The sequence below is a fragment of the Pseudomonas sp. NFPP07 genome, assembly GCF_900115645.1.
GTDB lineage: Bacteria > Pseudomonadota > Gammaproteobacteria > Pseudomonadales > Pseudomonadaceae > Aquipseudomonas > Aquipseudomonas chlororaphis.
On record NZ_FOXG01000003.1, the window covers coordinates 37,339 to 60,634 of the forward strand.

14 protein-coding genes are annotated in these 23,296 nt (G+C 64.5%); 3 read left to right on the forward strand and 11 right to left on the reverse strand.

What is annotated here, in order from left to right; genetic code table 11:
- Positions 1 to 44: 44 nt before the first annotated feature.
- The 4 genes from BM019_RS08320 to speB all read right to left on the reverse strand — a co-directional run bounded on the left by BM019_RS08320 (position 45) and on the right by speB (position 4,654).
- On the reverse strand, positions 45 to 1,424 hold the full coding sequence (locus BM019_RS08320; protein ID WP_092418029.1) for a sodium:solute symporter family protein: 1,380 nt from the start codon (positions 1,422 to 1,424) through the stop codon (positions 45 to 47).
- Between the two features lie 138 nt (positions 1,425 to 1,562).
- Positions 1,563 to 3,074: a purine-cytosine permease family protein gene (locus tag BM019_RS08325; protein WP_092418030.1), complete on the reverse strand. Its 1,512-nt coding sequence runs from the start codon at positions 3,072 to 3,074 to the stop codon at positions 1,563 to 1,565.
- 197 nt (positions 3,075 to 3,271) lie between these two features.
- Entirely contained in the window at positions 3,272 to 3,694 is a 423-nt protein-coding gene (locus BM019_RS08330) for a YybH family protein (protein WP_092418031.1), read from the reverse strand.
- A 9-nt stretch (positions 3,695 to 3,703) separates the two neighbouring features.
- The gene (gene speB / locus BM019_RS08335; RefSeq protein WP_007920678.1) at positions 3,704 to 4,654 is read right to left on the reverse strand and encodes an agmatinase; all 951 of its coding nucleotides are present in this window, start codon (positions 4,652 to 4,654) and stop codon (positions 3,704 to 3,706) included.
- A gap of 372 nt (positions 4,655 to 5,026) precedes the next feature.
- On the opposite strand from speB, the gene BM019_RS08340 reads away from it, so the two are divergent.
- Both BM019_RS08340 and BM019_RS08345 read left to right on the forward strand, forming a co-directional pair.
- Positions 5,027 to 5,920, forward strand: a complete 894-nt coding sequence (locus BM019_RS08340; RefSeq protein WP_092418032.1) for a LysR family transcriptional regulator — start codon at positions 5,027 to 5,029, stop codon at positions 5,918 to 5,920.
- A 10-nt stretch (positions 5,921 to 5,930) separates the two neighbouring features.
- Complete coding sequence (locus BM019_RS08345) at positions 5,931 to 6,542, forward strand: tRNA-uridine aminocarboxypropyltransferase (protein WP_092418033.1); 612 nt, start codon at positions 5,931 to 5,933, stop codon at positions 6,540 to 6,542.
- Between the two features lie 820 nt (positions 6,543 to 7,362).
- Here BM019_RS08345 and BM019_RS08350 read toward each other — a convergent pair.
- From BM019_RS08350 to BM019_RS08360, 3 genes are read right to left on the reverse strand one after another with little or no spacing between them, the layout of a single operon-like run.
- Entirely contained in the window at positions 7,363 to 8,718 is a 1,356-nt protein-coding gene (locus BM019_RS08350) for an HlyD family type I secretion periplasmic adaptor subunit (protein WP_062823287.1), read from the reverse strand.
- A 10-nt stretch (positions 8,719 to 8,728) separates the two neighbouring features.
- Positions 8,729 to 10,888, reverse strand: a complete 2,160-nt coding sequence (locus BM019_RS08355; protein ID WP_062823286.1) for a type I secretion system permease/ATPase — start codon at positions 10,886 to 10,888, stop codon at positions 8,729 to 8,731.
- A gap of 19 nt (positions 10,889 to 10,907) precedes the next feature.
- Positions 10,908 to 12,266 (reverse strand): TolC family outer membrane protein, encoded by a 1,359-nt coding sequence (locus BM019_RS08360; protein WP_007920684.1) that lies wholly within the window; start codon positions 12,264 to 12,266, stop codon positions 10,908 to 10,910.
- A 588-nt stretch (positions 12,267 to 12,854) separates the two neighbouring features.
- Between BM019_RS08360 and BM019_RS08365 the strand changes: the two genes are divergently transcribed.
- Positions 12,855 to 19,229 carry a retention module-containing protein gene (locus tag BM019_RS08365; RefSeq protein WP_092418034.1) on the forward strand — a complete coding sequence of 2,125 codons (6,375 nt, stop codon included), beginning with the start codon at positions 12,855 to 12,857 and terminating at the stop codon, positions 19,227 to 19,229.
- A gap of 62 nt (positions 19,230 to 19,291) precedes the next feature.
- Here the strand turns inward: BM019_RS08365 and lapD are convergent, their stop codons facing one another.
- The 4 genes from lapD to BM019_RS08385 all read right to left on the reverse strand — a co-directional run bounded on the left by lapD (position 19,292) and on the right by BM019_RS08385 (position 23,060).
- Complete coding sequence (lapD, locus tag BM019_RS08370) at positions 19,292 to 21,232, reverse strand: cyclic di-GMP receptor LapD (protein ID WP_092418035.1); 1,941 nt, start codon at positions 21,230 to 21,232, stop codon at positions 19,292 to 19,294.
- Between the two features lie 18 nt (positions 21,233 to 21,250).
- Complete coding sequence (locus BM019_RS08375) at positions 21,251 to 21,958, reverse strand: transglutaminase-like cysteine peptidase (protein ID WP_037004550.1); 708 nt, start codon at positions 21,956 to 21,958, stop codon at positions 21,251 to 21,253.
- A 108-nt stretch (positions 21,959 to 22,066) separates the two neighbouring features.
- Complete coding sequence (locus BM019_RS08380; RefSeq protein WP_007929758.1) at positions 22,067 to 22,462, reverse strand: YbaN family protein; 396 nt, start codon at positions 22,460 to 22,462, stop codon at positions 22,067 to 22,069.
- 10 nt (positions 22,463 to 22,472) lie between these two features.
- Positions 22,473 to 23,060: a UPF0149 family protein gene (locus BM019_RS08385; RefSeq protein WP_007929756.1), complete on the reverse strand. Its 588-nt coding sequence runs from the start codon at positions 23,058 to 23,060 to the stop codon at positions 22,473 to 22,475.
- Positions 23,061 to 23,296 lie beyond the last annotated feature (236 nt).

A 23,296-nucleotide genomic window follows, 5' to 3' on the forward strand; every position in this document is an offset into this window, starting at 1 on the left:
ACGCTGCACCCGCCGAAGAAAAATGTACGGCGTCTGACCTGAGGTTAGATCGCGTTGGCCAGGGTTGCCGGGCGACGAGACAACAGGCTCACCACCACGAAGCTGATCAGGCCGACAGCCAGGCTGTAGTAGATCGGGGTGTTGGCATCCAGGCCGTCCTTGAACATGAACGCCAGGGCGGTGAGGAAGCCCAGGCCCATGCTGGCGATGGCGCCGGCGGTGGTCGCGCGTTTCCAGAAGATCGCCCCGATCAGCGGGATCAGCATGCCGCCCACCAGCAGGTTATAGGCCAGGGTCAGGGCGCTGATCACGTCGTTGACCACCAGGGCGATGCCCAGGACCACGATGCCAGTCAGCAGGGTGAACAGACGGTTGATCCCCAGGCTCGACTGCTTGCCGCCACGCAGCTTGGGCAACAGGTCTTCGGTCAAGGTAGTGGAGGCGGCCAGCAGGCCGGCGCTGGCGGTGGACATCATGGCGGCCAGAGCCGCGGCGATCACCAGGCCACGGATGCCGTCCGGCAGGGAGGCTTTGACGATGGCGGCGAAGGCGTTGTTGACGTTGTCCAGGTCCGGCAGCAAGACATGCGCGGCCATGCCGATCAGGGCGCAGGCCAGGCCGTAGAGAATGCAGTAGAAGCCGGCGACGGTGCCTGCGTATTGCGCGACTTTTTCGGTCTTGGCGGTGAACACCCGTTGCCAGATGTCCTGGCCGATCAGGATGCCGAAGAAGTAGATCATGAAGTAGGTGACGATGGTGTCCCAGCCGATGCTGGTGAAGCTGAAGCTGGACGCCGGCAGCTTGGCCACCAGTTCATCCCAGCCGCCGACGCGGTACAGGCAGATCGGCAGCAGGATGAACATCAGGCCGACGGTCTTGATCACGAACTGGACGATGTCGGTCAGGGTCAGCGACCACATGCCGCCGATCGCCGAATAAATCACCACCACGCCGCCACCCAGCAGCACCGAAATCCAGAACGGCAGGCCGAACAGCACTTGCAGCACGGTGCCGATGGCGAGGATCGAGGTCACGCCGATCATCAGCGCATAGGCCAGCATGATCACCGCGCTGGCCTGGCGGGCCATCGGGTTGTAGCGTTTTTCCAGGACCTGGGTAACGGTGAAGATCCGCAGCTTGAGCAGCGGTTTGGCCAGCAGCAGGTTGAGGGCGATGATGCCCAGGCCCAGCGCCGCGCACAGCCAGAAGCCGGAGATGCCGTGGACATAGCCCAGGCGCACGGTGCCGACGGTGGAGGCACCGCCCAGCACGGTGGCGGCCATGGTGCCCATGTACAGGGTCGGGCCCAGGTTGCGGCCGGCTACCAGGTAGTCCTCGTGGGTCTTGGCCTTGCGCATGCCGTAGTAGCCGAGCACCAGCATGCCGGCGGCGTAGATGAGTACGACGAATAGATCTAAAGCCATGATGGCGTGTCTCCGATTGTCTTTCTTATAGTGGCTTGCTGTAGATGCGAGGCTTGCTGCGATCAAGGCGACGGGGGGCTGGATCCGTCGTGTGGGGCGTGATCGCGGGCGAGCCTGCCGCTACAGGTCATGCATGAGTCAGGCGGTTTCGCGCATGACCGGTTTACCGAGCGAATCCGTGCTCTTGCTGCGTGGATCGTTGGGGCCGTAGACCGCGGCCGGCTCCGGGAACAGGTTGAGCAGGGCCAGGTACACCAGCGAGGCCAGGCCCAGGGTCACCGGCAGGCTGATATCGATGCCGTCGGCCAGGTTGCCCAGCGGACCGACGAACTGCCCGGGTAGGTTGACGAAGCACAGGCCGACCAGCGCGCTGGGGATCCAGGCCCCCAGGCCACGCCAGTTCCAGCCGTGCTGGAACCAGTAGCGGCCACCTTGCTCGCCACGGGTGAAGACTTGCAGGTCGTCCGGGCAGTAGAAGCCGCGACGCACCAGCAGGCCGATCAGCATGATCACCATCCACGGGGTGGTGCAGGTGATGATCAGCACGGCGAAGGTCGACACGCTCTGCACCAGGTTGGCGGCGAAGCGCCCGATGAAGATGAAGGCGATCGACAGCACGCCGATCAGCAGGGTCGCCTTGACCCGCGACAGCACCCGCGGGAACACGCTGGACATGTCCAGGCCGGTGCCATACAGCGAGGTGGTGCCGGTGGACATGCCGCCGATCACCGCGATCAGGCACACCGGCAGGAAGAACCAGCTCGGCGAGACCGCCAGCAGGCCGCCGACGTAGTTGTTGGCGGCGATGTAGTCGGGCGCCTTGATCGCCACGATGGTGGCGGTGGCCAGGCCGAACAGGAAGGGAATCAGGGTGGCGATCTGTGCGGCGATCACCGCCAGCATGATCCGGCCTTTAGGCGTTTCGCGGGGGATGTAGCGCGACCAGTCGCCGAGGAACGCGCCGAAGGAAATCGGGTTGCTCATGGCCACCAGCGCGGCACCGATGAAGGCCGCCCAGAAACCCGCCTGGCCGAGGGCCACGGTACCGGCGAACTGGCTGTCGAAGGCCGGCGCGAAGGCGAAGATCCCCAGCAGGAACAGCAGGCTCGCCGCCCAGACGGCAATGCGGTTGACCCATAGCATGAAGCGGAAGCCGTAGATGCACACCGTCAGTACCAGGATCGCGAACAGGCCGTAGGCCAGGCCCAGGGTCAGGTCGGTTTCCGGCAGGTCGACCAGGCGCTTGGCGCCGCCCACCAGGGCGTCCCCCGAACTCCATACGGAGAGGGAGAAGAAGGCGATGGCGGTCAGCAACGACAGGAACGAACCGACGATCCGCCCGTGCACGCCGAAGTGCGCACCGGAAGAAACCGCGTTGTTGGTGCCGTTGATCGGTCCGAACAGGCCCATCGGCGCGAGGATCAATGCCCCCAGGATCACGCCCAGCACGATCGCCCAGACACCCGCCTGGAAGGACAGGCCGAACAGCACCGGGAAACTGCCGAGCACGGCGGTGGCAAAGGTATTGGCGCCGCCGAAGATCAGGCGAAACAGGTCGCTGGGCCGGGCGTCGCGTTCATGGTCGGGGATCTGTTCGACCCCGTTTGTTTCGATGCTGCTAAGGCTTTTTTCTTTGTTGTTGTTATTCATGATCTGCTCCGATCACAAAGGCGCGCTCGTCGTGTGTGAGCGTCACCTGTCTGGCTAGCTTCTGTACGTAAACTGCCTGCGCGTCGATCATGCTGCGTTAAAAACAGGCTCGGAATGCTCATGTAGGCCCCTACACTCCGCTTCCTCGCCTGTTTTTGCCTTGCCTGATCGCCGCTCGGCGACTTTCCGTACAGAACCTAAGGGGGTGGCAGCCCTTCCGGCATTGCGGACAAATGTTCGTGGCAGGCCAGCCATAGGCCTTGTTGTTGTGTGCCGGACCCTTGTTTGCAAAAAACAATGGTCTCGCGCTCCTGGCTGAAGTGTTGCTCCCCTTGCATGCGCAGCTCGGTGGCGACGTCATGAATGAATACCGCGGTGTCCCCCTGCAGGCTGACAAACGCGTTGCTCGAGGTGCAGGACAGCACCTCGAAGCCGTCCTCGCGGCGCCAGCTGTCCCACAGCGCCTGGTAGGCGTCGCGGGACAGCAGGGGCTGGGCGAGGGTATGGAAGACGAAGCTGGCGTCGGTGCTGAACGCACCGAAGTAGGCTTCGCGATCGTTACGGGCGAAGGCCGCCACCAGCTCGGCGGCGGCTTTGAGGACCTGCTCGTGTTCGCTCATGGCCGGGCCTCAGCGACGCGCCACGCCCGGCAGCACGCAGAGCATTTCGTACAGCAGGTTGGCGCCCAGCAGCGAGGTATTGCCGGTGGTGTCGTACGGCGGCGAGACTTCTACCAGATCGCAGCCGACCAGGTCGAGGCCCTGGCAGCCACGGACGATCTCGATCGCCTGGATGGTGGTCAGGCCGCCGATTTCCGGGGTACCGGTGCCAGGCGCCCAGGCCGGGTCGATGCCGTCGATGTCGAAGCTCAGGTACACCGGGCCGTCACCGACCTTCGCCCGTACTTCGGCCATCAGCGGGTCCAGCGACTTGTGCCAGCACTCTTCGGCCTGCACCACGCGAAAGCCCTGCTTGCGGCTCCAGTTGAAGTCTTCGGCGGTGTAGCCCTGGGCGCGCAGGCCGATCTGCACCACGCGGTCGCAGTCCAGCAGGCCTTCTTCGACGGCGCGGCGGAAGGTGGTGCCGTGGGCAATCTTCTCGCCGAACATGTGGTCGTTGACATCGGCGTGGGCGTCGATATGCACCAGGCCGACCTTGCCGTGTTTCTTGTGGATGGCGCGCAGGATCGGCAGGGTGATGGTGTGGTCGCCGCCCAGGGTCAGCGGGATCACGTTGTGCTCGAGGATGCCGTCGTAGGCTTCTTCGATGATGCGCACGGCGTCCAGCAGGTTGAAGGTGTTGATGGCCACGTCGCCGATGTCGGCCACGTTCAGCGAGTCGAAGGGCGCGGCGCCGGTGGCCATGTTGTACGGACGGATCATCACCGATTCGGCGCGGATCTCACGGGGCCCGAAGCGGGTGCCGGCGCGCAGCGAGGTGCCGATGTCCAGCGGTACGCCGACGAAGGCGGCATCCAGGCCGGCCGGGGTAGGCACATGGGGAAGACGCATCATGGTGGCGATGCCGCCGAAGCGCGGCATTTCGTTGCCGCCCAGTGGTTGGTGGAGAATCTTGTCCACGGGATTGGCCTCATCGTTGTTTTATTTATGGGGTTTGTGGCGCGGCAATGACTGCCGGCGAAACCGAGTGGGGCCGATTCTGCGAAATGTAGTGGGCGGGAAGAATCGCTACGGGCAAATACTTAGTTCAGATTTTTCTAAACTAATGCTGGGCGGAAAGGATAGACTTTGGCCTCTGCGAGCGCGGCGTTGTTCACGCCGAGCAGGTGGCGCCCACGCCTCGCTCGTGCTTCTGCAGGAGCGAGGCTTGCCCGCGATTGGCCGCACAGCGGTCATAATCGGCGCCGCGACGCTGTTCATGAAGGAACGCCAATGAGGTCTGGATGACCCTGACACCCGATCCCCGTTGTCGATTTTCCTTGTGGAGCTCCCATGGCCAACGCTTTACCTGATCTGAAACTATTGCGCATCTTCGTCAGCGTGGTGCGGCATCAGGGGTTCGCCAATGCCCAGCACGAACTGAACCTCTCTACGTCGGCCATCAGCACCTACATGAGCCAGCTCGAGTCGGCCCTGGGGCTGGTCCTGTGCCACCGTGGCCGCGGCGGTTTCAGCCTGACCAGCAAGGGCGAGTTGTTCCACCAGGAAACCCTGCGCCTGTTGGGCGAGCTGGAGGGTTTCGAGCAGTACGCCGCGGCGCTCAAGGGCGAACTGCGCGGCACCCTCAACCTGGGGGTGATCGACTCGACGGTGAGCGACAAGGCCCAGCCGTTCGCCGAAGCCATCGGCGCCTACAGCCAGGAACACCCGGCGGTGCATTTGCATCTGTCGGTGCTCAGCCCCTACGAATTGCAGCTCGGGGTGCAGGACAACCGCCTGGACCTGGCCATCGGTGCGTTCTCCACGCGCATGAGCGGGCTGGTGTACATGCCGCTGTACCGCGAGCAGCACTGGCTGTATTGCAGCAGCCGGCACCCGCTGTTCAACGAGCGGCGCATCCCCGAGCAGGTGATCACCCAGCAGCGCATGGTCGGCCGTGGCTACTGGAGTCAGGCCGAACTGGCGCGCCACGGCTTCAAGCACAGCGCGGCGACGGTGGAGAGCATGGAGGCGCAGCTGATCCTGGTGCTGTCCGGTGCCTACATCGGCTACCTGCCGGAGCATTACGCCCAGGCCTGGGCCGACAAGGGCGATTTGCGCGTGCTGCTGCCGGCGACCTTCGGTTATCAGGCGCCGTTTTCGATGATCGTGCGCCGTGGGCGCAGCCGCGAACCGTTGATCCAGACGTTCCGCGACCTGCTCAAGGCGCAGCTCAATCAGGCCTGAGGAGGCGCCCATGTCGAGAATTCAATGCCCGCGTTGCCTGCGCCCGAAAACCCATTGCCTGTGCCCGCTGATTCCACGGCTGGACAGCCGAACCCGGATCCTGCTGTTGCAGCATCCCAGCGAAGTGAACCACGCGCTGAACACCGCGCGGCTGGCGGCGCTGGGGTTGAACAATGCCGAGTTGATCGTCGGCGAGGTGTTTGCCGATCTGCCGAAGCTGTTGAACTGTCCCGGGTATCAGGCGCGCCTGCTGTTCCCGGCGGAGGACGCGCAGCCGCTGCAGGCCTATTCCAGCGTGCCGGACGAGCATCCCTTGCTGCTGGTGGTGCCCGACGGCACCTGGCGCAAGGCGCGCAAGTTGCTGCACCTCAATCCGCTGCTGGCCGCGTTGCCGCGAGTGACCCTGGCCGCAGGCACGGTGTCCCGTTACCGGCTGCGCAAGGCGCCCGGGCCGGGGGCCCTGTCGACCATCGAGGCCATCGTCCAGGCCCTGCAGACCCTGGAGGCGCCAACCTCGTTCGAACCTTTGCTGAAACCTTTCGAAGCCTTGATCGACGGACAGATCGCGGCAATGGGCGAAGACACCTACCAACGTAACCACCAACAGACAAAAGACCTGTAGCCGCTGCCGCAGGCTGCGATCGACCGCGAAGCGGGCGCCGATCCAGGCGGCTTGGTTTTTCAGGGGGTACGCGGTGTCAGGCCCAGGGGCCGCTGCGCGCCCCGGCGCAGCCTGCGGCAGCGGCTACAGGGAGGTGGCAGCGTTTGCGCATCCTTGATCGATGGGCAGATTGCGGCGATGGGGGAGGAGCCTTGCAACGTAGGCAATGGCAGGCGAAAAACCTGTAGCCGCAGCCGCAGGCTGCGATCGACCGCGAAGCGGGCGCCGATCCAGGCGGCTTGGTTTTTCAGGGGGTACGCGGTGACAGGCCCAGGGGCCGCTGCGCGCCCCGGCGCAGCCTGCGGCAGCGGCTACAGGGTGGTGGCAGCGTTTGCGCATCCTTGATCGATGGGCAGATTGCGGCGATGGGCGAGGAGCCTTGCAACGTAGGCAATGGCAGGCGAAAGACCTGTAGCCGCTGCCGCAGGCTGCGATCGACCGCGAAGCGGGCGCCGATCCAGGCGCCTCGGTCTTTCAGGAAGTACGCGGTGCCAGGCCCAGGGCCGCTGCGCGCCCCGGCGCAGCCTGCGGCAGCGGCTACAGGGTGGTGGCAGCGTTTGCGCATCCTTGATCGATGGGCAGATTGCGGCGATGGGCGAGGATCCTTGCAACGTAGGCAATGGCAGGTGAAAGACCTGTAGCCGCTGCCGCAGGCTGCGATCGACCGCGAAGCGGGCGCCGATCCAGGCGGCGTGGTTTTTCAGGAGGTACGCGGTGTCAGGCCCAGGGGTCGCTGCGCGCCCCGGCGCAGCCTGCGGCAGCGGCTACAGGGGGACGTGTATTAGCGTTCGCGCATCGCCTCGGTCCGCGCCTTGAGCACCGGCTTGAGCAGGTAGTCGAGCACGCTTTTCTCGCCGGTGATGATGTCTACCGTGGCGACCATGCCGGGGATGATCAGCAGCGGCTTGAGGTCGCCGCCCAGGTGGTTCCTGTCGGTGCGCACCTGGATCAGGTAGAAGCTGTTGCCCTTGTCGTCGGCGATGGTGTCGGCGCCGATCAGTTCCAGCCTGGCGCTCAGGCCACCGTAGATGGTGTAGTCGTAGGCGCTGAACTTGACCATGGCTTTCTGCCCGGGATGGAGGAAGGCCACGTCCTGTGGCCGCACCTTGGCCTCGATCAGCAGGTTGTCCTCCAGCGGCACGATTTCCAGCATGTCGCTGCCCGGCTGGACCACGCCGCCGATGGTGTTGACCTTGAGCTGCTTGATCACCCCGTGCACCGGCGAAGTCACGGTGGTGCGGGTCACCCGGTCGTCGATGGCGATGCTCGAGGCGGTGATTTTCGACAGGTCGGTGCGTTTCTCGTTGAGTTCCTTGGCGGCATCGGAACGGAAGCCCTGTTCGGACTCGTCGATCTTGCTCCTGATTTCGTTGATCGCCGATTCCGCCCGGGGAATGGCCAGGGTCGTGGCATTCAGCGAGCCGCGGATTTCCACCGCGCTGCGCTTGAGACGCAGGATCTCCACCGGTGACACCGCGCCGGTACTCACCAGCGGCGCCGACATGTTCATTTCCTGGTTGAGCAGGGCCAGGCTGGAACTGAATTGCCCCTGTTTCGAACGGAATTCCGCCAGTTCCTGAGTCTTTTGCCGCAGCTGTTCGCTCAGGGTCCGCTGTTCGCTGGCTAGTCGGCGCTGGCGCTGTTCGTACAGCGAGCGTTCGTCCTCCGCCACCTGGGGCGCCTTGGCCACCACTTCGTCGGACGGCTTGAACGGCCGGCCCTCGGCTTCGGCGGACAGGCGTTCGACCTGGGCCATCAAGGCATAGCGGTCGGCCTCGCTTTCGCCCTTGTTCGACAAAAAGCGCGTGTCGTCCAGGCGCAGCAGGGTGTCGCCCTTGTTCACCATCTGCCCTTCGCGCACGAAGATCTCGGTGACGATGCCGCCTTCCAGGTTCTGCACCACCTGCACCTTGCTCGACGGGATGGCCTTGCCTTCGCCGGTGGTGACTTCCTGAAGCACCGCGAACTTGGCCCAGAGCAGGGCGCTGATGAGCAGCCCGGTGGTCAGCCAGACGACGATGCGTGAGCCGCGGGGCGAATCCTGCAGCGAGGCGCCGGCGGTTTCGGGCATGAACTCGCTTTCCGCGCTTTTGCGCAGGCTGGCGAAGTAGCCGCGTGATTGCGATGAGGCAGGCATGGGGCGACTCCTAGACCGCCGCAGAGCCGACACGGCCCTTGCGCAGTGCATCGATGACCGCTTCTTTCGGCCCGTCGGCGACGATCCGCCCGTTGTCCAGGACCACCAGCCGGTCCACCAGGCTGAGCATCGAGGTGCGGTGGGTCACCAGTAGCAGGGTCTTGCCTTGCACCCAGGCGTGCAGGCGCTGGCGCAGGGCGTCTTCGCTGCTGTTGTCCATGGCGCTGGTGGGTTCGTCCAGGAGCATGATCGGCGGGTCCAGCAGTAGCGCCCGGGCCAGCAGCACGGCCTGGCGCTGGCCGCCGGACAGCAACTGGCCACGCTCGCCCACCGGCCGGTCGAAGCCCTGGGGATGCTGGCGGGCCAGCTCGGTGACTCCGGTCAGCTCGGCGACCTCGAGCATGCGCGCATCGCTGATGTAGCGGGCGCCGAGGGTCAGGTTGTCGCGCAGGCTGCCGGCCAGCAGCGGCAGGTCGTGGGCGACATAGCCGATCTGCTGGCGCAGGTCGGCCACGTCCAGTTGGCGCAGGTCCAGGCCGTCCAGCAGCAACTGGCCTTCCTCGGGGGCATAGAAACCCATGACCAGGCGCCCCAGGGTGCTCTTGCCGGAGCCGCTGCGGCCGATGATGCCGATGCGTTCTCCGGGCTGCATGCTGAAGCTGATATTGCTCAGGGCCGCGGCATTCTGCCCCTGATACCGGAAGGTCACCTGATTGAGCGCCAGCGCGCCTTGCAGTTGCGTGCGCTCCAGGGGGCGCTGGCGGGCATCGCGTTCCTGGGGCAGGGCCATCAGGGCGTCGGTGCTGCGCATGGTCAGTTGTGCCTGCTGGTAGCGGGTGATCAGCCCGGCGATCTGCCCCAGCGGCGCCAGGACCCGGCTGCCGAGCATGTAGGTGGCCACCAGCGCGCCGACGCTGAGGTTGCCGGCGATGATGCTGTAGACCCCGGCGACTATGGTCGCCATGCCGCAGAACTGCTGGATGAACAGGGTGCCGTTGGTGGCCAGGGCCGAGAGATTGCGCGCGTGGCTGTCGAGGCGGGTGAGGGCGCCGTGGGTGCTTTCCCATTTGTGCTGGCGTTCGCTTTCGGCGCTGCAGGCCTTGAGGGTTTCCAGGCCGCCGAGGGTCTCGATCAGCAGCGCCTGGCGTTCGGCGCCCAGGCTCAGGCTCTTTTGCACGGTGTCGCGCAGGCGGGCCTGGATCAGCATGGCGAAGACGATGGTCAGGGGAAACGCCAGCAGCGGGATCACCACCAGCCAGCCGCCGAGCAGGCCGATTACCAGCAGCATCAGCACGGCGAAGGGCAGGTCGATCAGGCTGGTCAGGGTCACGGCGGTGAGAAACTCGCGCAGGCCCTGGAAGTCATGGATGCTCTGGGCGAAGCCGCCGATGGTCGCCGGCTTGGCTTTCATCGCCATGCCGGTGATGCGCTCGAACAGGGTGGCGGAGAGGATCACGTCGGTGCGCTTGCCGGCGCTGTCCAGCAGATGGGCGCGCACCACCCGCAGCACCAGCTCGAAGCCGGTGCCGATCAACAGGCCGATGGCCAGCACCCAGAGGGTCGAGGTGGCCTGGTTGGGCACCACGCGGTCGTAGGTCTGCATGACGAACAGCGGCACCATCAACCCCAGCAGGTTGATCAGCAGGCTGGCGAGGATCGCGTCGCTGTACAGCCAGCGCGAGAGTTTCAGGGTGTCGCGGAACCAGGCTTCGACCCGCGGCACCAGGGAGTTGCGCAGTTCTTCCAGTTCGTGGCGTGGCCGGGCGAACAGCGCCTGGCCACTGTAGTCATCGTTCAGCTCCGCCTGGCTGACCCACTGCTCGCCGCCTTCGGCTTCGCTGGGCAGGATCAGCGCCTGGCCGTCATCGCCCCAGCGGCGCAGGACCGCACAGCGGCCATGCTTGAGGATCAGCAGCACCGGCAGGTTGAGCCTGGAAATCGCCGACAGCTCACGACGCAGCAGGCGGGCCTGCAGGCTGGCGCGGGCCGCGGCGCGGGGCAGCAGGTCCAGGCTCAGGCGTTGCTGGGCCAGGGGCAGCCCCGCGCTGAGGCTGGCCCGGCTGACGGTGCAGTCGTGCAGTTTGCAGAGGATCAACAATCCGTCCAACAACGGGTCATCAAAGCTCAGGCGCGGATCGACGCCTGAGCTCCCGGGTTCCATGCTGGTCACATTGAAGTCCTCCGCGGACTTAACGCATCTCAGGCAGACGGGCTTCGCTCTTCACTTCGGTCTGGGCGATCGCTTCGGCCGGCACCACGACTTTTTCCTTGTTCAACAACTCGCCCATGTTCGCCAGCACGCGATACATCGAAAACTCCTCGGTGTAGCGCACCTCGGTGTAGCGGCGGTTGGCGTTGTACAGCTCGTTCTCGCTGTCCAGCAGGTCGAGCAGGGTGCGCTGGCCGAGACCGAACTGGTCCTGGTAAGCGGCCCGTACACGGGTGGTGGTTTCAGCGTATTCGCGAGCGGTGGGGGTCTGCTTCTTGGCGTTGAGCATGGCGTTCCAGGCCAGGGTGATGTTCTCGTTGAGCATACGCAGCGCGTTGTTGCGGATGTCCATGGCCTGGTTGATCTTGTGCGCGTCCGATTGCAGGCGGGCCTTGTCGCTGCCGCCGCGGAACAGGTTGTAGTTCATCACCACGCCCACTCGCCATTCATTGTCGTGGCCCTTGTCGCCCTGCACGTTGTCGTTGGCGCCCACCGCGGCCTCGGCATCGAAGCGTGGGTAGAACGGCGACTTGGCGACCTCGTACTGGCTCTCGGCCGCTTGCACGTCGGCCTGGGCCGATTTCAGGTAGGGGTTGTTCTCCAGCATGCTCTGCCGGGCATCCGGCAGGCTGGCGGGGATCTCGCCACGCACCGAAGGCAGGCTTTCCAGTTCGTCGGGCATACGGCCCACGGCGCTGAAGAAGTTGGCCTCGGCGTCGGCCAGGTCGACCTGCGCCGTGTCGTAGTTGTTTTCCGCCAGGGCGCGACGGGCCTTGGACTGGTCGAGGTCGGCGGTGCTGCCGACGCCGCGTTCGCTGCGCAGGCCGATCTGGTCGTTGACCCGCAGGTGCGCCTGCAGGTTGTTCTTGGCCAGGGTCACCAGTTCGCGGCGCTTGAGCACTTCCAGGTACACCTCGATGGTGCGCAGGGCCAGGCTCTCGGCGGTACCGCGGGTGTAGTAGGCCCGCGAGTTGGAGACCGACTGGGTACGCCCGACTTCGTTGGCGGTATTGAAGCCGTCGAAGAGCATTTGCCGCAGGCGCAACTCCGACTGGGTATAGGTCAGGGTCTCGGTGTGATGGTTGCCCAACGCGCGCGTGGTGGTGTTGTCGCTGTAGCCACGGCCATAGGCAGCATTCAGGTCCAGCGATGGATAGAAGCCCCCTTTGGCGACCTTGACGTCCTCATCCGCCGACAGACGGTTGTTCTGGCTCGCGCGCAGTTCCGGGTGGTTGTCCAGCGTGCTTTGAATCGCCTCCGTCAGAGACATGGCTTGGGCCTGATGAATGCAGGCCATGGCTAATAAAATCGCGCTACTGAGGGGGGTAAAAACGCGCATGAGGTACATCTCCCTGGTCCATGTATGGTGCTTTGCAGTCGCCAAAAAAATGACGAAATTTGAAGGTCAAACCGTTTCAGGCTTGTAACAACAGAGCTAAGAACATCCTGAGCGCAAGCTAAGAAGAATTTCTCATAAGCCTTATGCTGAAAAAAACTTATGCACTCTGTGAAATCCAGCACATTGTTCAGTTCGCAAGCCCCGTATTTATAGGCTCTAGGGAGCTTTTCAGGGACTTGAAAAGGTTCAACAAAATTTTCGACATAGGGCGGAAGAGAAGCGGTGGGGAGGGTGCGATACGGATTTCAATGCGACATTTTTTTGTCACTCGCAGTGTTTGAATCCGTGTCGCGACTTTCGCGGGAGGGCTGTCCGAAGCCTGGATGCGTTTGATTGCATTCGGTTTTACCTTCGGCAGAAACAGCAGGCCAGCGAGGGACGAGCGAGAGGGAAGGCCGGTGCGCAGGTTCGACTGAGCAGAAGTCAGCGAACCTTCAGGCTGGCGTTTCCCGTCGGTGACCCGATAACGCCATAGCACTTTTCCGTGCAACCAGATGCCGATAGCGGTCGGCAGCGGAGGAAGTGCTCATGGCTAGGTTAATCGGTGTCGTCAGTAAGGTAATCGGGCAAGTGGTAGCGGTCGCGGCGGATGGCAGCCGGCGCGTTCTGGTAGAAGGCGATCGTCTGTTTGCAGGGGATCAACTGGTGACCGGTGCGCAGGGCGCGGTAGCCGTGCATCTGCAGAACGGCCAGGAACTGACCCTCGGGCGCGACAGCAGCCTGCAATTGACCCCGCAACTGCTGGCGAAGCAGGCGCCCCATGTGCAGGCTCCTGAAGCCGTGACCCCCAGCCAGGCGCAACTGACCGATGTCGAGCAACTGCAAAAAGCCATCGCTGCCGGCGCCGACCCGACGCAGACCGGCGAAGCCACCGCGGCCGGCCCTGGTGCTACGGGTGGCACCGCCGGCGCCCTGGGTGGCGGGCATACCTTTGTACTGCTTGAAGAAGTCGCGGGTCGGGTCGAGCCGATCATTGGTTTCCCCACCGCGGGCTTCAACGGAATCCCTGAGTTCGTGCCTGAGCGGATTGCCGCGGTACCGCCTAGCGACGACGGCGGTATCGCGCCGCCACCTCCACCGAACAACCCGGTCACCCTGGGCGGCCTGTCGGTCGCCAATGGCGAGTTGACCCTCAGCGAAGCCAATCTGCCCCAAGGCTCGGCGAGCAATCCGGCGGCGCTGGTGCAGAACGGTACCTTCAGTGTCTCCGCCCCCGACGGGCTGCTCAGCCTCAGCGTGGGCGGGATCGCCGTGGTCAGTGGCGGGGTGGCCGCCGGCTTCCCGCAGTCGATTACCACCGCCCTCGGCAACACCCTGACCATCACCGGTTTCGATCCTGCCACGGGTACGGTCAGCTACAGCTACACCCTGGTCGGCAACGACATCCATTCCGCCGCCGACGGTGCCAACAACCTGAGCGAACATTTCACCGTGGTCGCCAGCGACAGTAATGGCGATTCGGCGAGCAACTCGCTGGATATCAACATCACCGACGATGTGCCCCAGGCGTTCAACGACAGCAATGGTGTCGCCTCGGAAAGCCAACTGACCCTGAGCGGCAATGTCCTGACCAACGATGTGCAAGGCGCCGACCGGGTGCCCAGCGGACCGATCACCGCCGGCACCTTCAACGGCACCTACGGCACTCTGGTGCTGGCGGCCGACGGTACCTATACCTACACCCTGCACCCTGGTGATTCGGCGTTCCTCGCCCTCCAGGGCGGCGGAAGCGGCACCGAGACCTTTACCTACACCCTGACCGATGCCGACGGCGACAGCAGCACCGCCAACCTGGTGTTGCAGGTGCACAACAACGACGACACGGTGGTGATTCAGGGCCTCAATGCCGAAGGCGGCGAAATCACGGTCTACGAGAAGAACCTGGCGGACGGCAGCAGCCCGGATGCGGGCGCGTTGACCCAAAGCGGCACCTTCACCGTGACCGCGCTGGACGGCCTGCAAACCTTGACGGTGGGCGGGATCAACGTGGTGACGGGCGGCGTGGCCGCGGGCTTCCCGCAATCGGTGACCACGGCCCTGGGCAATACCCTGACCATCACGGGCTACAACGCCGCCACCGGGGTGATCAGCTACAGCTACACCCTGGCCGACAATGAGGCCCACCCGACGGCCAATGGCGCCAACAGCCTGAGCGAACACTTCAATGTGGTGGCCACCGATGCCGATGGCAGCACCGCCAGCGGTTCGCTGGATGTGAATGTGGTGGACGACCTGCCAACGGCAGTCGATGACAGCAATGGTGTCGCCTCGGAAAGCCAGCTGGTGCTCAGCGGCAATGTGCTGACCAACGACGTGCAGGGCGCTGACCGCGTACCCACAGGCCCAGTGACCGCCGGCACCTTCACCGGTACCTACGGCACCTTGGTCCTCGCAGCCGATGGCACTTACACCTACACCCTCAACACCGCGGACGCCGACTTCAAGGCCTTGCAGGGCAATGGCAGCGGTACCGAGACCTTCGCCTACACCATTACCGACGCCGACGGCGACCCGAGCACCGCCAACCTGGTGCTGAACATCTATAACAACGACGACGGCGTGGCCCTCGATGGCCTGGATACCAACGGCGGCGAACTGACGGTCTACGAAAAGCATCTGTCAGATGGCAGCAGCCCGAATGCCCCGGCCCTGACTCAGAGCGGCACCTTCACCGTCACGGCCCTGGACGGCCTGCAAACCTTGACGGTGGGTGGTATCACTGTGGTCAGCGGTGGAGTCGCCGCCGGTTTCCCACAATCGATCACCACCGACCTGGGCAACACCCTGACCATCACGGGCTACAACGCCGCCACTGGGGTGATCAGCTACAGCTACACCCTGGCGGACAACGAGGATCACCCAACCGCCAATGGCGCCAACAGCCTCAGCGAACACTTCAATGTGGTGGCGACCGATACCAATGGCAGCACGGCCAGCGGTTCGCTGGACGTGAACGTGGTGGACGACCTGCCAACGGCAGTCGATGACAGCAATGGCGTGGCCTCGGAAAGCCAGCTGGTGCTCAGCGGCAATGTGTTGACCAACGACGTGCAGGGCGCTGACCGCGTACCCACAGGCCCAGTGACCGCCGGCACCTTCACCGGTACCTACGGCACCCTGGTCCTCGCAGCCGATGGCACCTACACCTACACCCTCAACACCGCGGACGCCGACTTCAAGGCCTTGCAGGGCAATGGCAGCGGTACCGAAACCTTTGCCTACACCCTCACCGACGCCGATGGCGACCCGAGCACCGCCAACCTGGTGCTGAACGTCCATAACAATGACGACTGCGTGACCCTGCACTGCCTGGATATCGAGGGCGGCGAGCTGACGGTCTACGAGAAGCACCTCAGCGATGGCACCAGCCCCAATGCCCCGGCCTTGACCCAGAGCGGCTTCTTCCTGGTCAACGCCCCGGACGGCCTGCAAACCCTGACGGTGGGCGGGATCAATGTGGTGACCGGCGGGGTGGCCGCGAGCTTCCCGCAATCGATCCTGACGGCCTTGGGTAACGTGCTGACCATTACCGGCTACGACGCCAGCCTCGGTGTCGTCGCCTACAGCTACACCCTGCTCGACAATGAGAGCCATCCGACGGGGCAGGGGGCCAACAGCATCGCCGAGCATTTCACTGTGTTCGCCAGCGATGGCGATGGCAGCAGTGCCTCCGGGGTGCTGGATGTGAATATCGTCGATGACCTGCCCACCGCTCACCCTGATGTGGCGATGGCCGACGAAGGCACCACCATCAGCGGCAACGTGCTGGGTAACGACATTGGCGGCGCCGATGGCCCGGCAATCACTGGCGCGGTGGTCGGCGTGCGCGCCGGCAGCGACACCTCGACCTCGGCCATTGGCGGCTTGAACACCACCATCAACGGCCTGTATGGCACGCTGACCCTGGACGCCTTCGGCAACGCGACCTATCACAGCTATCCGAACTCGGTCACCGCTCACGATTCGCAGGATGTGTTCGTCTACACCGTGCGTGACGCGGACGGCGATGAAAGCACCACCACCATCACCATCCAGATCTGCGACACCGAGCTCAGGGCCGTCAATGACCAGGATGTCACTGTCTTCGAAAAAGCCCTGGACCTGAACAAGGACGGCCAGGACCTGGCGGCCGGCACGGTGATCGGCAGTGACCCGGGCAACACCGGCGAAACCGCCAGCGGCACCCTGGTCGGCTCGGTCATCGGCGGCAGCGGTGCGATTACCTACACCCTGGTCGGCAGCGCCACCGGCACTTACGGGCAGATCCTGCTCAACCCCGACGGTACCTACCGCTACACCCTGACCTCGGCGCCAAAAACCGCGCCGACCGCCAACGACGGCCCCAACGTGCTGAGCGAAAGCTTCACCTACAAGGCCACCGACGCGGTGGGCAATACCACCACCAGCACCATCCAGATCAGCATCGTCGACGATGTGCCCCAGGCGGTCGCCAGCGAGCGGGCGGTCACCGCGCTGGAGGTCGATTCCAACCTGCTGCTGGTGATCGATGTCTCCGGCAGCATGGCCGATCCGTCGGGCGTCCCCGGCCTGTCGCGCCTGGAACTGGCCAAGCAGGCGATCAGCACCTTGCTCGACAAGTACGACGACATGGGCGATGTGAAGGTGCAGATCGTCACCTTCAGCAGCAGCGCCACGGACAAGACGCCGATCTGGGTCGATGTGGCGACGGCCAAGTCGATCATCGCCTCCCTGACCGCGGGCGGCGGCACCAACTACGATGCGGCCGTGGCCGCGGCGAAGCTGGCGTTTGTCACCAGTGGCCAGATCAGCGGGGCGCAGAACGTCGGTTATTTCTTCTCCGACGGCAAGCCCAACGATGGCCAGGAAATCGGCACCGCCGACGAAACCGCCTGGAAAGCCTTCCTCGACGCCAACGGCATCAAGAACTATGCAATCGGCCTGGGCAGCGGCGTCAGCAACAGCAATCTCGACCCGCTGGCCTATGACGGCAGTACCCACATCGATACCAATGCGGTGGTGGTCACCGACCTGAACCAGCTCGACTCGGTGCTGGCCGGTACGGTACAGGGCACCCCGGTCACCGGCAGCCTGCTCGGCGAAGGTGGCTCGTTCGGCGCCGACGGCGGTTTCATCAAGACCCTGGTGGTCGATGGCACCACCTATACCTATGACCCCAACGGCAATAGCAACCAGGGCTCGCTGAGCTTCAGCGGCGGGGTCAACCACGGCACCTTCAATACCCTGGACAACAGCCTCAGCATCGCCACCAACAATGGCGGCACGCTGGTGGTGAAACTCGACACCGGCGATTACGCCTACACCTCGCAGAAAGTCACCAGCGTGGTGCTGACCGAGACAGTCGGCTTCACCGTCAGCGATAACGACGGCGACCTGGCCAGCGCGACCCTGGTGGTCAAGGTCAATCCGAACGCGGCGCCGGTGGCGGGCGACGACCACATCATCACCAACATTCTGTCGGGCACTATCGTGGTGCCGGCCGATGCCCTGCTAGCCAACGACAGCGACGCCAACGGCGATCCGCTGACGGCCGCGCCGACCAGCTTCAACACTGGCTGGCAGTCGCCTGGCTCCGACTTTGCCGCCGCCAGCCTGCAGACCATTGCCTTCACCGGGGGTACCAGCCAGACCCTGAGCGTCGCCCGGGCCTCCTTCAATGCCAATTCCCTGGCCATGACCGCCGTGGTGGTGGTCAGCGGCTTGCTGGGCAGCATCAACAACGGCAATGACAATGACGAGGATGTGATCAGCGTCAGCCTGAAACAGGGCGAGACCCTGACCCTGGATCACAACGTGGTGGCGGGCCGGGTGGGCATGGAGTATGCCTTCAATGGCGGGGCCTACACCGCGATCGCCGATGGCGGCTCGTTCACCGCGGGGGCGGACGGGATCTACCAGATCCATCTCATCAACTTGCCCAACCCCAGCGGCAGCAACGCCAACGGTTCGGAAAACTACCAGCTGACCATGACCGTCAACTACGCGGGCGGCCAGGAGTCCACGCCGGATTACCACGGTACCTACACCGCCAGCGACAGCCATGGCGGCAGCGACAGCGCGGCGGTGAGCATCAGTTATCAGGACGGCCATACCCTGACCGGCACCGCTGGCGACGATGTGCTGCTGGCCGGCAGCGGCGACAACCTGATCAATGCCGGCGACGGCAACGACGTGCTCATCGCCGGCAGCGGCAACAACACCCTGCACGGCGACGCGGGTAACGACCTGCTGTTCGGCGGGCCGGGCAACGACCTGCTCGACGGCGGCACGGGCAACGACACCGCCAGCTACGCCCATGCCAGTGCCGGGGTCACGGTCGACCTCTCGCTGCTCGGTGCGCAGAACACCGGTGGCGCCGGGACCGATACCCTGACCGCCATCGAAAACCTGGTGGGCTCCAACTACAACGACACCCTGACCGGCGACAACAACGCCAACATCATCACCGGCGGCCTGGGTAACGATGTGCTCAACGGCGGTGGCGGCGACGACCTGTTGATCGGCGGGATGGGCAACAACACCCTGACCGGTGGCAGCGGCAGCGACACTTTCCAGTGGCAGCAGGGCAACAGCGGGCATGACCTGGTCACCGACTTCACGCCGGGCATCGACAAACTCGACCTGTCGCAACTGCTGCAGGGCGAGAACGCCAGCAGCGCATCGCTGGATGATTACCTGCACTTCACGGTCACTGGCAGCGGTCCGTCGCTGATCACCAGTATCGACGTCAGCGCGGCGGCGGGGGCCTCGCCGAGCCAGACCATCGATCTGGCCGGGGTCAACCTGGCGGAGCACTACGGAGTGACACCGGGCGCAGGCGGAGTGATCGCGGGTGGCGCGGATACTGCGACCATCATCAACGGCATGCTCAACGACCATTCGTTGAAGGTCGATACCGTCTGAGGCCCGGCGGGCCTGGCGCCAGCCTCGACCGAGGTTGGCGCCGGGGCTGTGCGGGGAAGGGGCTACATCGGTTCCGGTGGGCCGATCAGCCGCCCCATGACCCCGAACAGGCCCAGGGCCTTGAGGGTGTCCAGTTCGCCCTGGGTCTCGACCCGTTCGGCGATCAGCGGCAGGTCGATGCTGTGGGTGGCGCGAAATATCGCCTCGATGAACAGCTGTTTGTCGCTTTGCCGGTCGATGTCGCGGATGTAGCTGCCATCGACTTTCAGGTAGGCCAGGCCGAGGTGGGCGAGGTTGCCGATCTGGCTGAAGTTGCCGCCGAAATGTTGCAGGCCGATCCGGTAGCCGCTGTCCCGCAGGCGCTGGCTCAAGTGCTGCAGCTCGCTGGCCGAGGGCAGTTGGCGTTCGTCGATTTCCAGGGTCAGTAACTTGGCCAGGTCGGGCAGAGCCTTGAGCTGGTCGAGGATCCGCCGCAACGCGTCGGGGTCGCGCAGGGTGCTGCCGGACAGGCTCAGAGCCAGCGGCCAGGCATGCTCGAGCAGATAATCCAGGGTGTGTTCGAGCATGGCCAGGTCGAAGCGTGCCGACCAGCCCAGGCGCTCGATCCACGGCAGGAAATGCCCGGCGGCAATGGCTTCGCCCTGCGGGTCGAGCAAGCGCGCCAGCACTTTGTGATGCAGCACCTCGCTGGTGTCGGCGCACTGCACCACCGGCTGGAAATACAACTTCAACTTGCCGTTGCTCAGGGCGTCGTCGATCCAGGCGCGCCAGTCATGCTGTGGCTGGCTGGGGCCGGCGGCGAACTCCTGCAGCAGCGCCCAGGGACGTTCGGGATGCTGCTGGGCCTGCGCCAGCGCCTGGTCCAGGCGCAACCAGACGCCGCTCAGCGGGTCGCCGGGCCGGTAGGCGACTATGCCCAGGTGCGCCACCGGTGTGCAGTCGCTGGCCCCGGTCAGGCGCAGGTTCTCCAGGGTGGCGCTGATTTCCATGGCCAGGCGCTCGGCGCCGCGGCTGTCCAGTCCCGGTGTCAGCAGGCTGAATTCGCCGCCGCGATTGCGCGCCGCCAGCCAGTGGCGGCGGTCGGCCTGGGCGCTGATGCGCTTGAGCAGATCGCCGATGCTTTTGATCAGGGCGTCGGTGCGCTGGCCGCCCAGGCGCTGGTTCAGGCCACTGAGGTCATTGACACGCAGCATCAGCAGATAACCATCGCCACTCTGCTCGTTGAGCAGCAACTGATCGCCGAGCTGTTCGTCCAGCAGGCGCCGGTTGGCCAGGCCGGTCAGGCTGTCCTGATAGGACTCGGCCCGCAGTTTCTCGCTGCGCGCGGCCTCTTCGGCGAACAGGGCTTTGAGTTTTTCCACCATCTGGTTCATGGCCAGGACCACCCGCTTGAGCTCGGGCGTGCGCGGCACCGTCGGCAGGCTGAGGAACTCGCGGTGGCTGATGGCTTCGGCCTGCCTGACCATGGCGTCCAGCGGTCGCAACTGGCGCCGCAGCAGCCAGCCGCCGAACACCGCGCTGAGCAAGCCGCACACCAGCAGCCAGAGCAGGCTGCCGACGCTGCTGTCCCAGAGCCTGGCCAGGGCGAACTGCGGGTTGCTCAGCACTTCCACCCGCGCCACCTGTTCCCAGCCACGCATGACCAGGGCGTCGCCACCTTGCGGGCGCAGGCTCACCAGCCTGACGAACCACTGGGGTATGCCCTCGATCCTGGCAGGCACCGAACGCTCCAGCAGAATGCTTTCGTCTTCGATGTTCACCACCCGGATGCTGTTGTAGTAGCCGCTGTCGAAGATCGAACTGACCATCAGTTCCATCATCGCCGGGTCGTCGACCTGGCTGGTCAGGGACAGGCCCAGGGCGGTGGCCGCATCCTGGGCGTGGGAGCGCAGCTGGTTGAGCATCTGCTCGCGGGAGCTTTCCAGGCTGACAAAAAAACTGCCGCTGAAGGCCACCAGCAGGAACAGGCAGATGGCGATGAACAGTTGCTTGAGTAGCGACATTCGGCACTCCTTGTCGGATCAGCCATTACCCACCGTGAAGCCCTCGTCCCGCATCTTTTTCAGTACGTCCTGCCAGCGCGAGAGTTTTTTCGGGTCGATGCTGCGCGTGTCGCCAGCCACTCCGGGCAGGTACAGCCCCTCGGCATTGAAGGCGTATACCGGGTTCGGATCCTGGCGCTGGGCGGCGGAACGAATGTCGCTGCTGAGGTTGTCCAGTATCAGCGGTCCGGCGCCGGGGCTGGGGTAATAGGCCAGGACCATGTGCGGCCGGTTGCCGCGCCTGGCCTTGACGTAAGTGAGGCGCAGTTTGTCGCTGGAGACCCCCAGGCTGCGCAGGCTGAAATACTTGGCCAGTGCATAGTCCTCACAATCCCCGGCGCCCTTGAGCAGGGCCTCGATCGGCGTGGCCCAATAATCGCCCTGCTGCCAGGTGCGCTGGTCCTCCTTGAAGCTCAGTTGCTGGTTGAAGAAGCGGTTGATGGCATTGAGTTGTTCGTATTCCGGTCGCCCAGTCAGGTCCTGCAACAACTGGTTCCAGGCCTCGAGACGCTCCCGGGCCGGGCCCAGGACCTGATGACGGTACTCGAAGGTGCTCAGGGCAGAAACGAATTCCCAGTTCGCCCGCACATTGCCCGGGTCGGTCCACAAACAGACCAGCAACAACGACCAGCCGGCCAGCCGAAACCGGAGCAGTGTCCACTCGGGGCGACGCGAACGTGCGGGCATGGCGGGCTGCTCGAATGCAGGTGTCTGAAGTCTAGGCGGTATTTTTCGCGAGCATGGGCAGCTGGTCGGGTTGCCACGAACGGAGGAAGGCGGCGCGCAGGGCCGGGTTCAAGGCTTGTGCAGGGTCTTCTGGCGCAGGATGTAGATCGTCACCAGCACCGCGCTGGTCAGCATGAAGCCGCGGGCCCAGGGCAGGGGCACCAGATAGCAGGACAGACCGATGCTCAGCCACATCAGACCGATGGCGTAAACCTTGCCTTTGAGCGGGATACCGTGGCCGTCCAGGTAATCGCGGATCCACGGGCCGAGCCGCGGATGTTCCACCAGCCACCGATAGAAGCGCGGCGAACTGCGGGCAAAGCAGGCGGCGGCCAGCAGCAGGAAGGGGGTAGTGGGCAATACCGGGAGGAAGATGCCGGTCACCCCCAGCACTACGCTCAGCCAGCCGATGGCCAGCAGAACGTAACGCAGGATCAGGGGGCGGTTGCCTATGGGCTTGGCCATAGGCGGTGACTCAGTGGTGACGGGGCTTGAGAATGGCCGGTTTTTCGTCCGGCGCGTTGCACAGCAGGTACAGCGCGGTCAGGGCTTCCGGGATCTGCACGATCATGTCGTCCATCAGGTTGGCATCGCTGGCGATGTCGGAGAACTCGGGTTGTTCGTCGAACAGGCCGGAGCCGACCATGATCGGCAGGAGCATCTCGCTGACTTCTTCCTCGGCGGTTTCGAACCAGGCCGCTTCGCGCAGGAACACGCCTTCCATGAAACCGATGCACCAGCCGCGCAGGTCGGAGTCGTCCGGCTCGTCGCCGAGGTCGAGGTCGCACGGCAGCTCGAACTCTTCGTCGGAAGCCAGTTGGCGGGCGATGTGGGCCTTGAGGGCAATCAGGGTGGACTCGATCTCTTCGCGCTGGGCGGCGTCGCTGTAGTGCGGCTCCTCGGCGAACAGGGCGTCGATCCACTCACGGTCGGGAACGCTTTCGGAACAGATGGACAGCGCAGTCAGGTAGCCGTGGGCGGCCACATAGTCCAGCGCCTCGTCATGCAGCTCATCGGCGTCGAGGAAGGCTTGCAGGCGGGTTAATTGCTCAGCGAAGGACATTGAAGGACTACCTTGGGAATAAACGATGCTGAATTCTAGGCTTTCTTGAGCGCCCAGGCCAGCCGCCGCGCAGATTTGCGCGCTTCTAAAGGTTACCAGCGGTCCATTGTCGGCACCCTTCGCCGGCAAGTGCTCGGGTATACTTGCGCGTTTTGTGATGCCCGGCAGGCGTCATGACGGTCCAGGAAAAGTCCGCTAACGGATTTGTCAGTGAAAACCGTGGTCTTTTCGGCCAG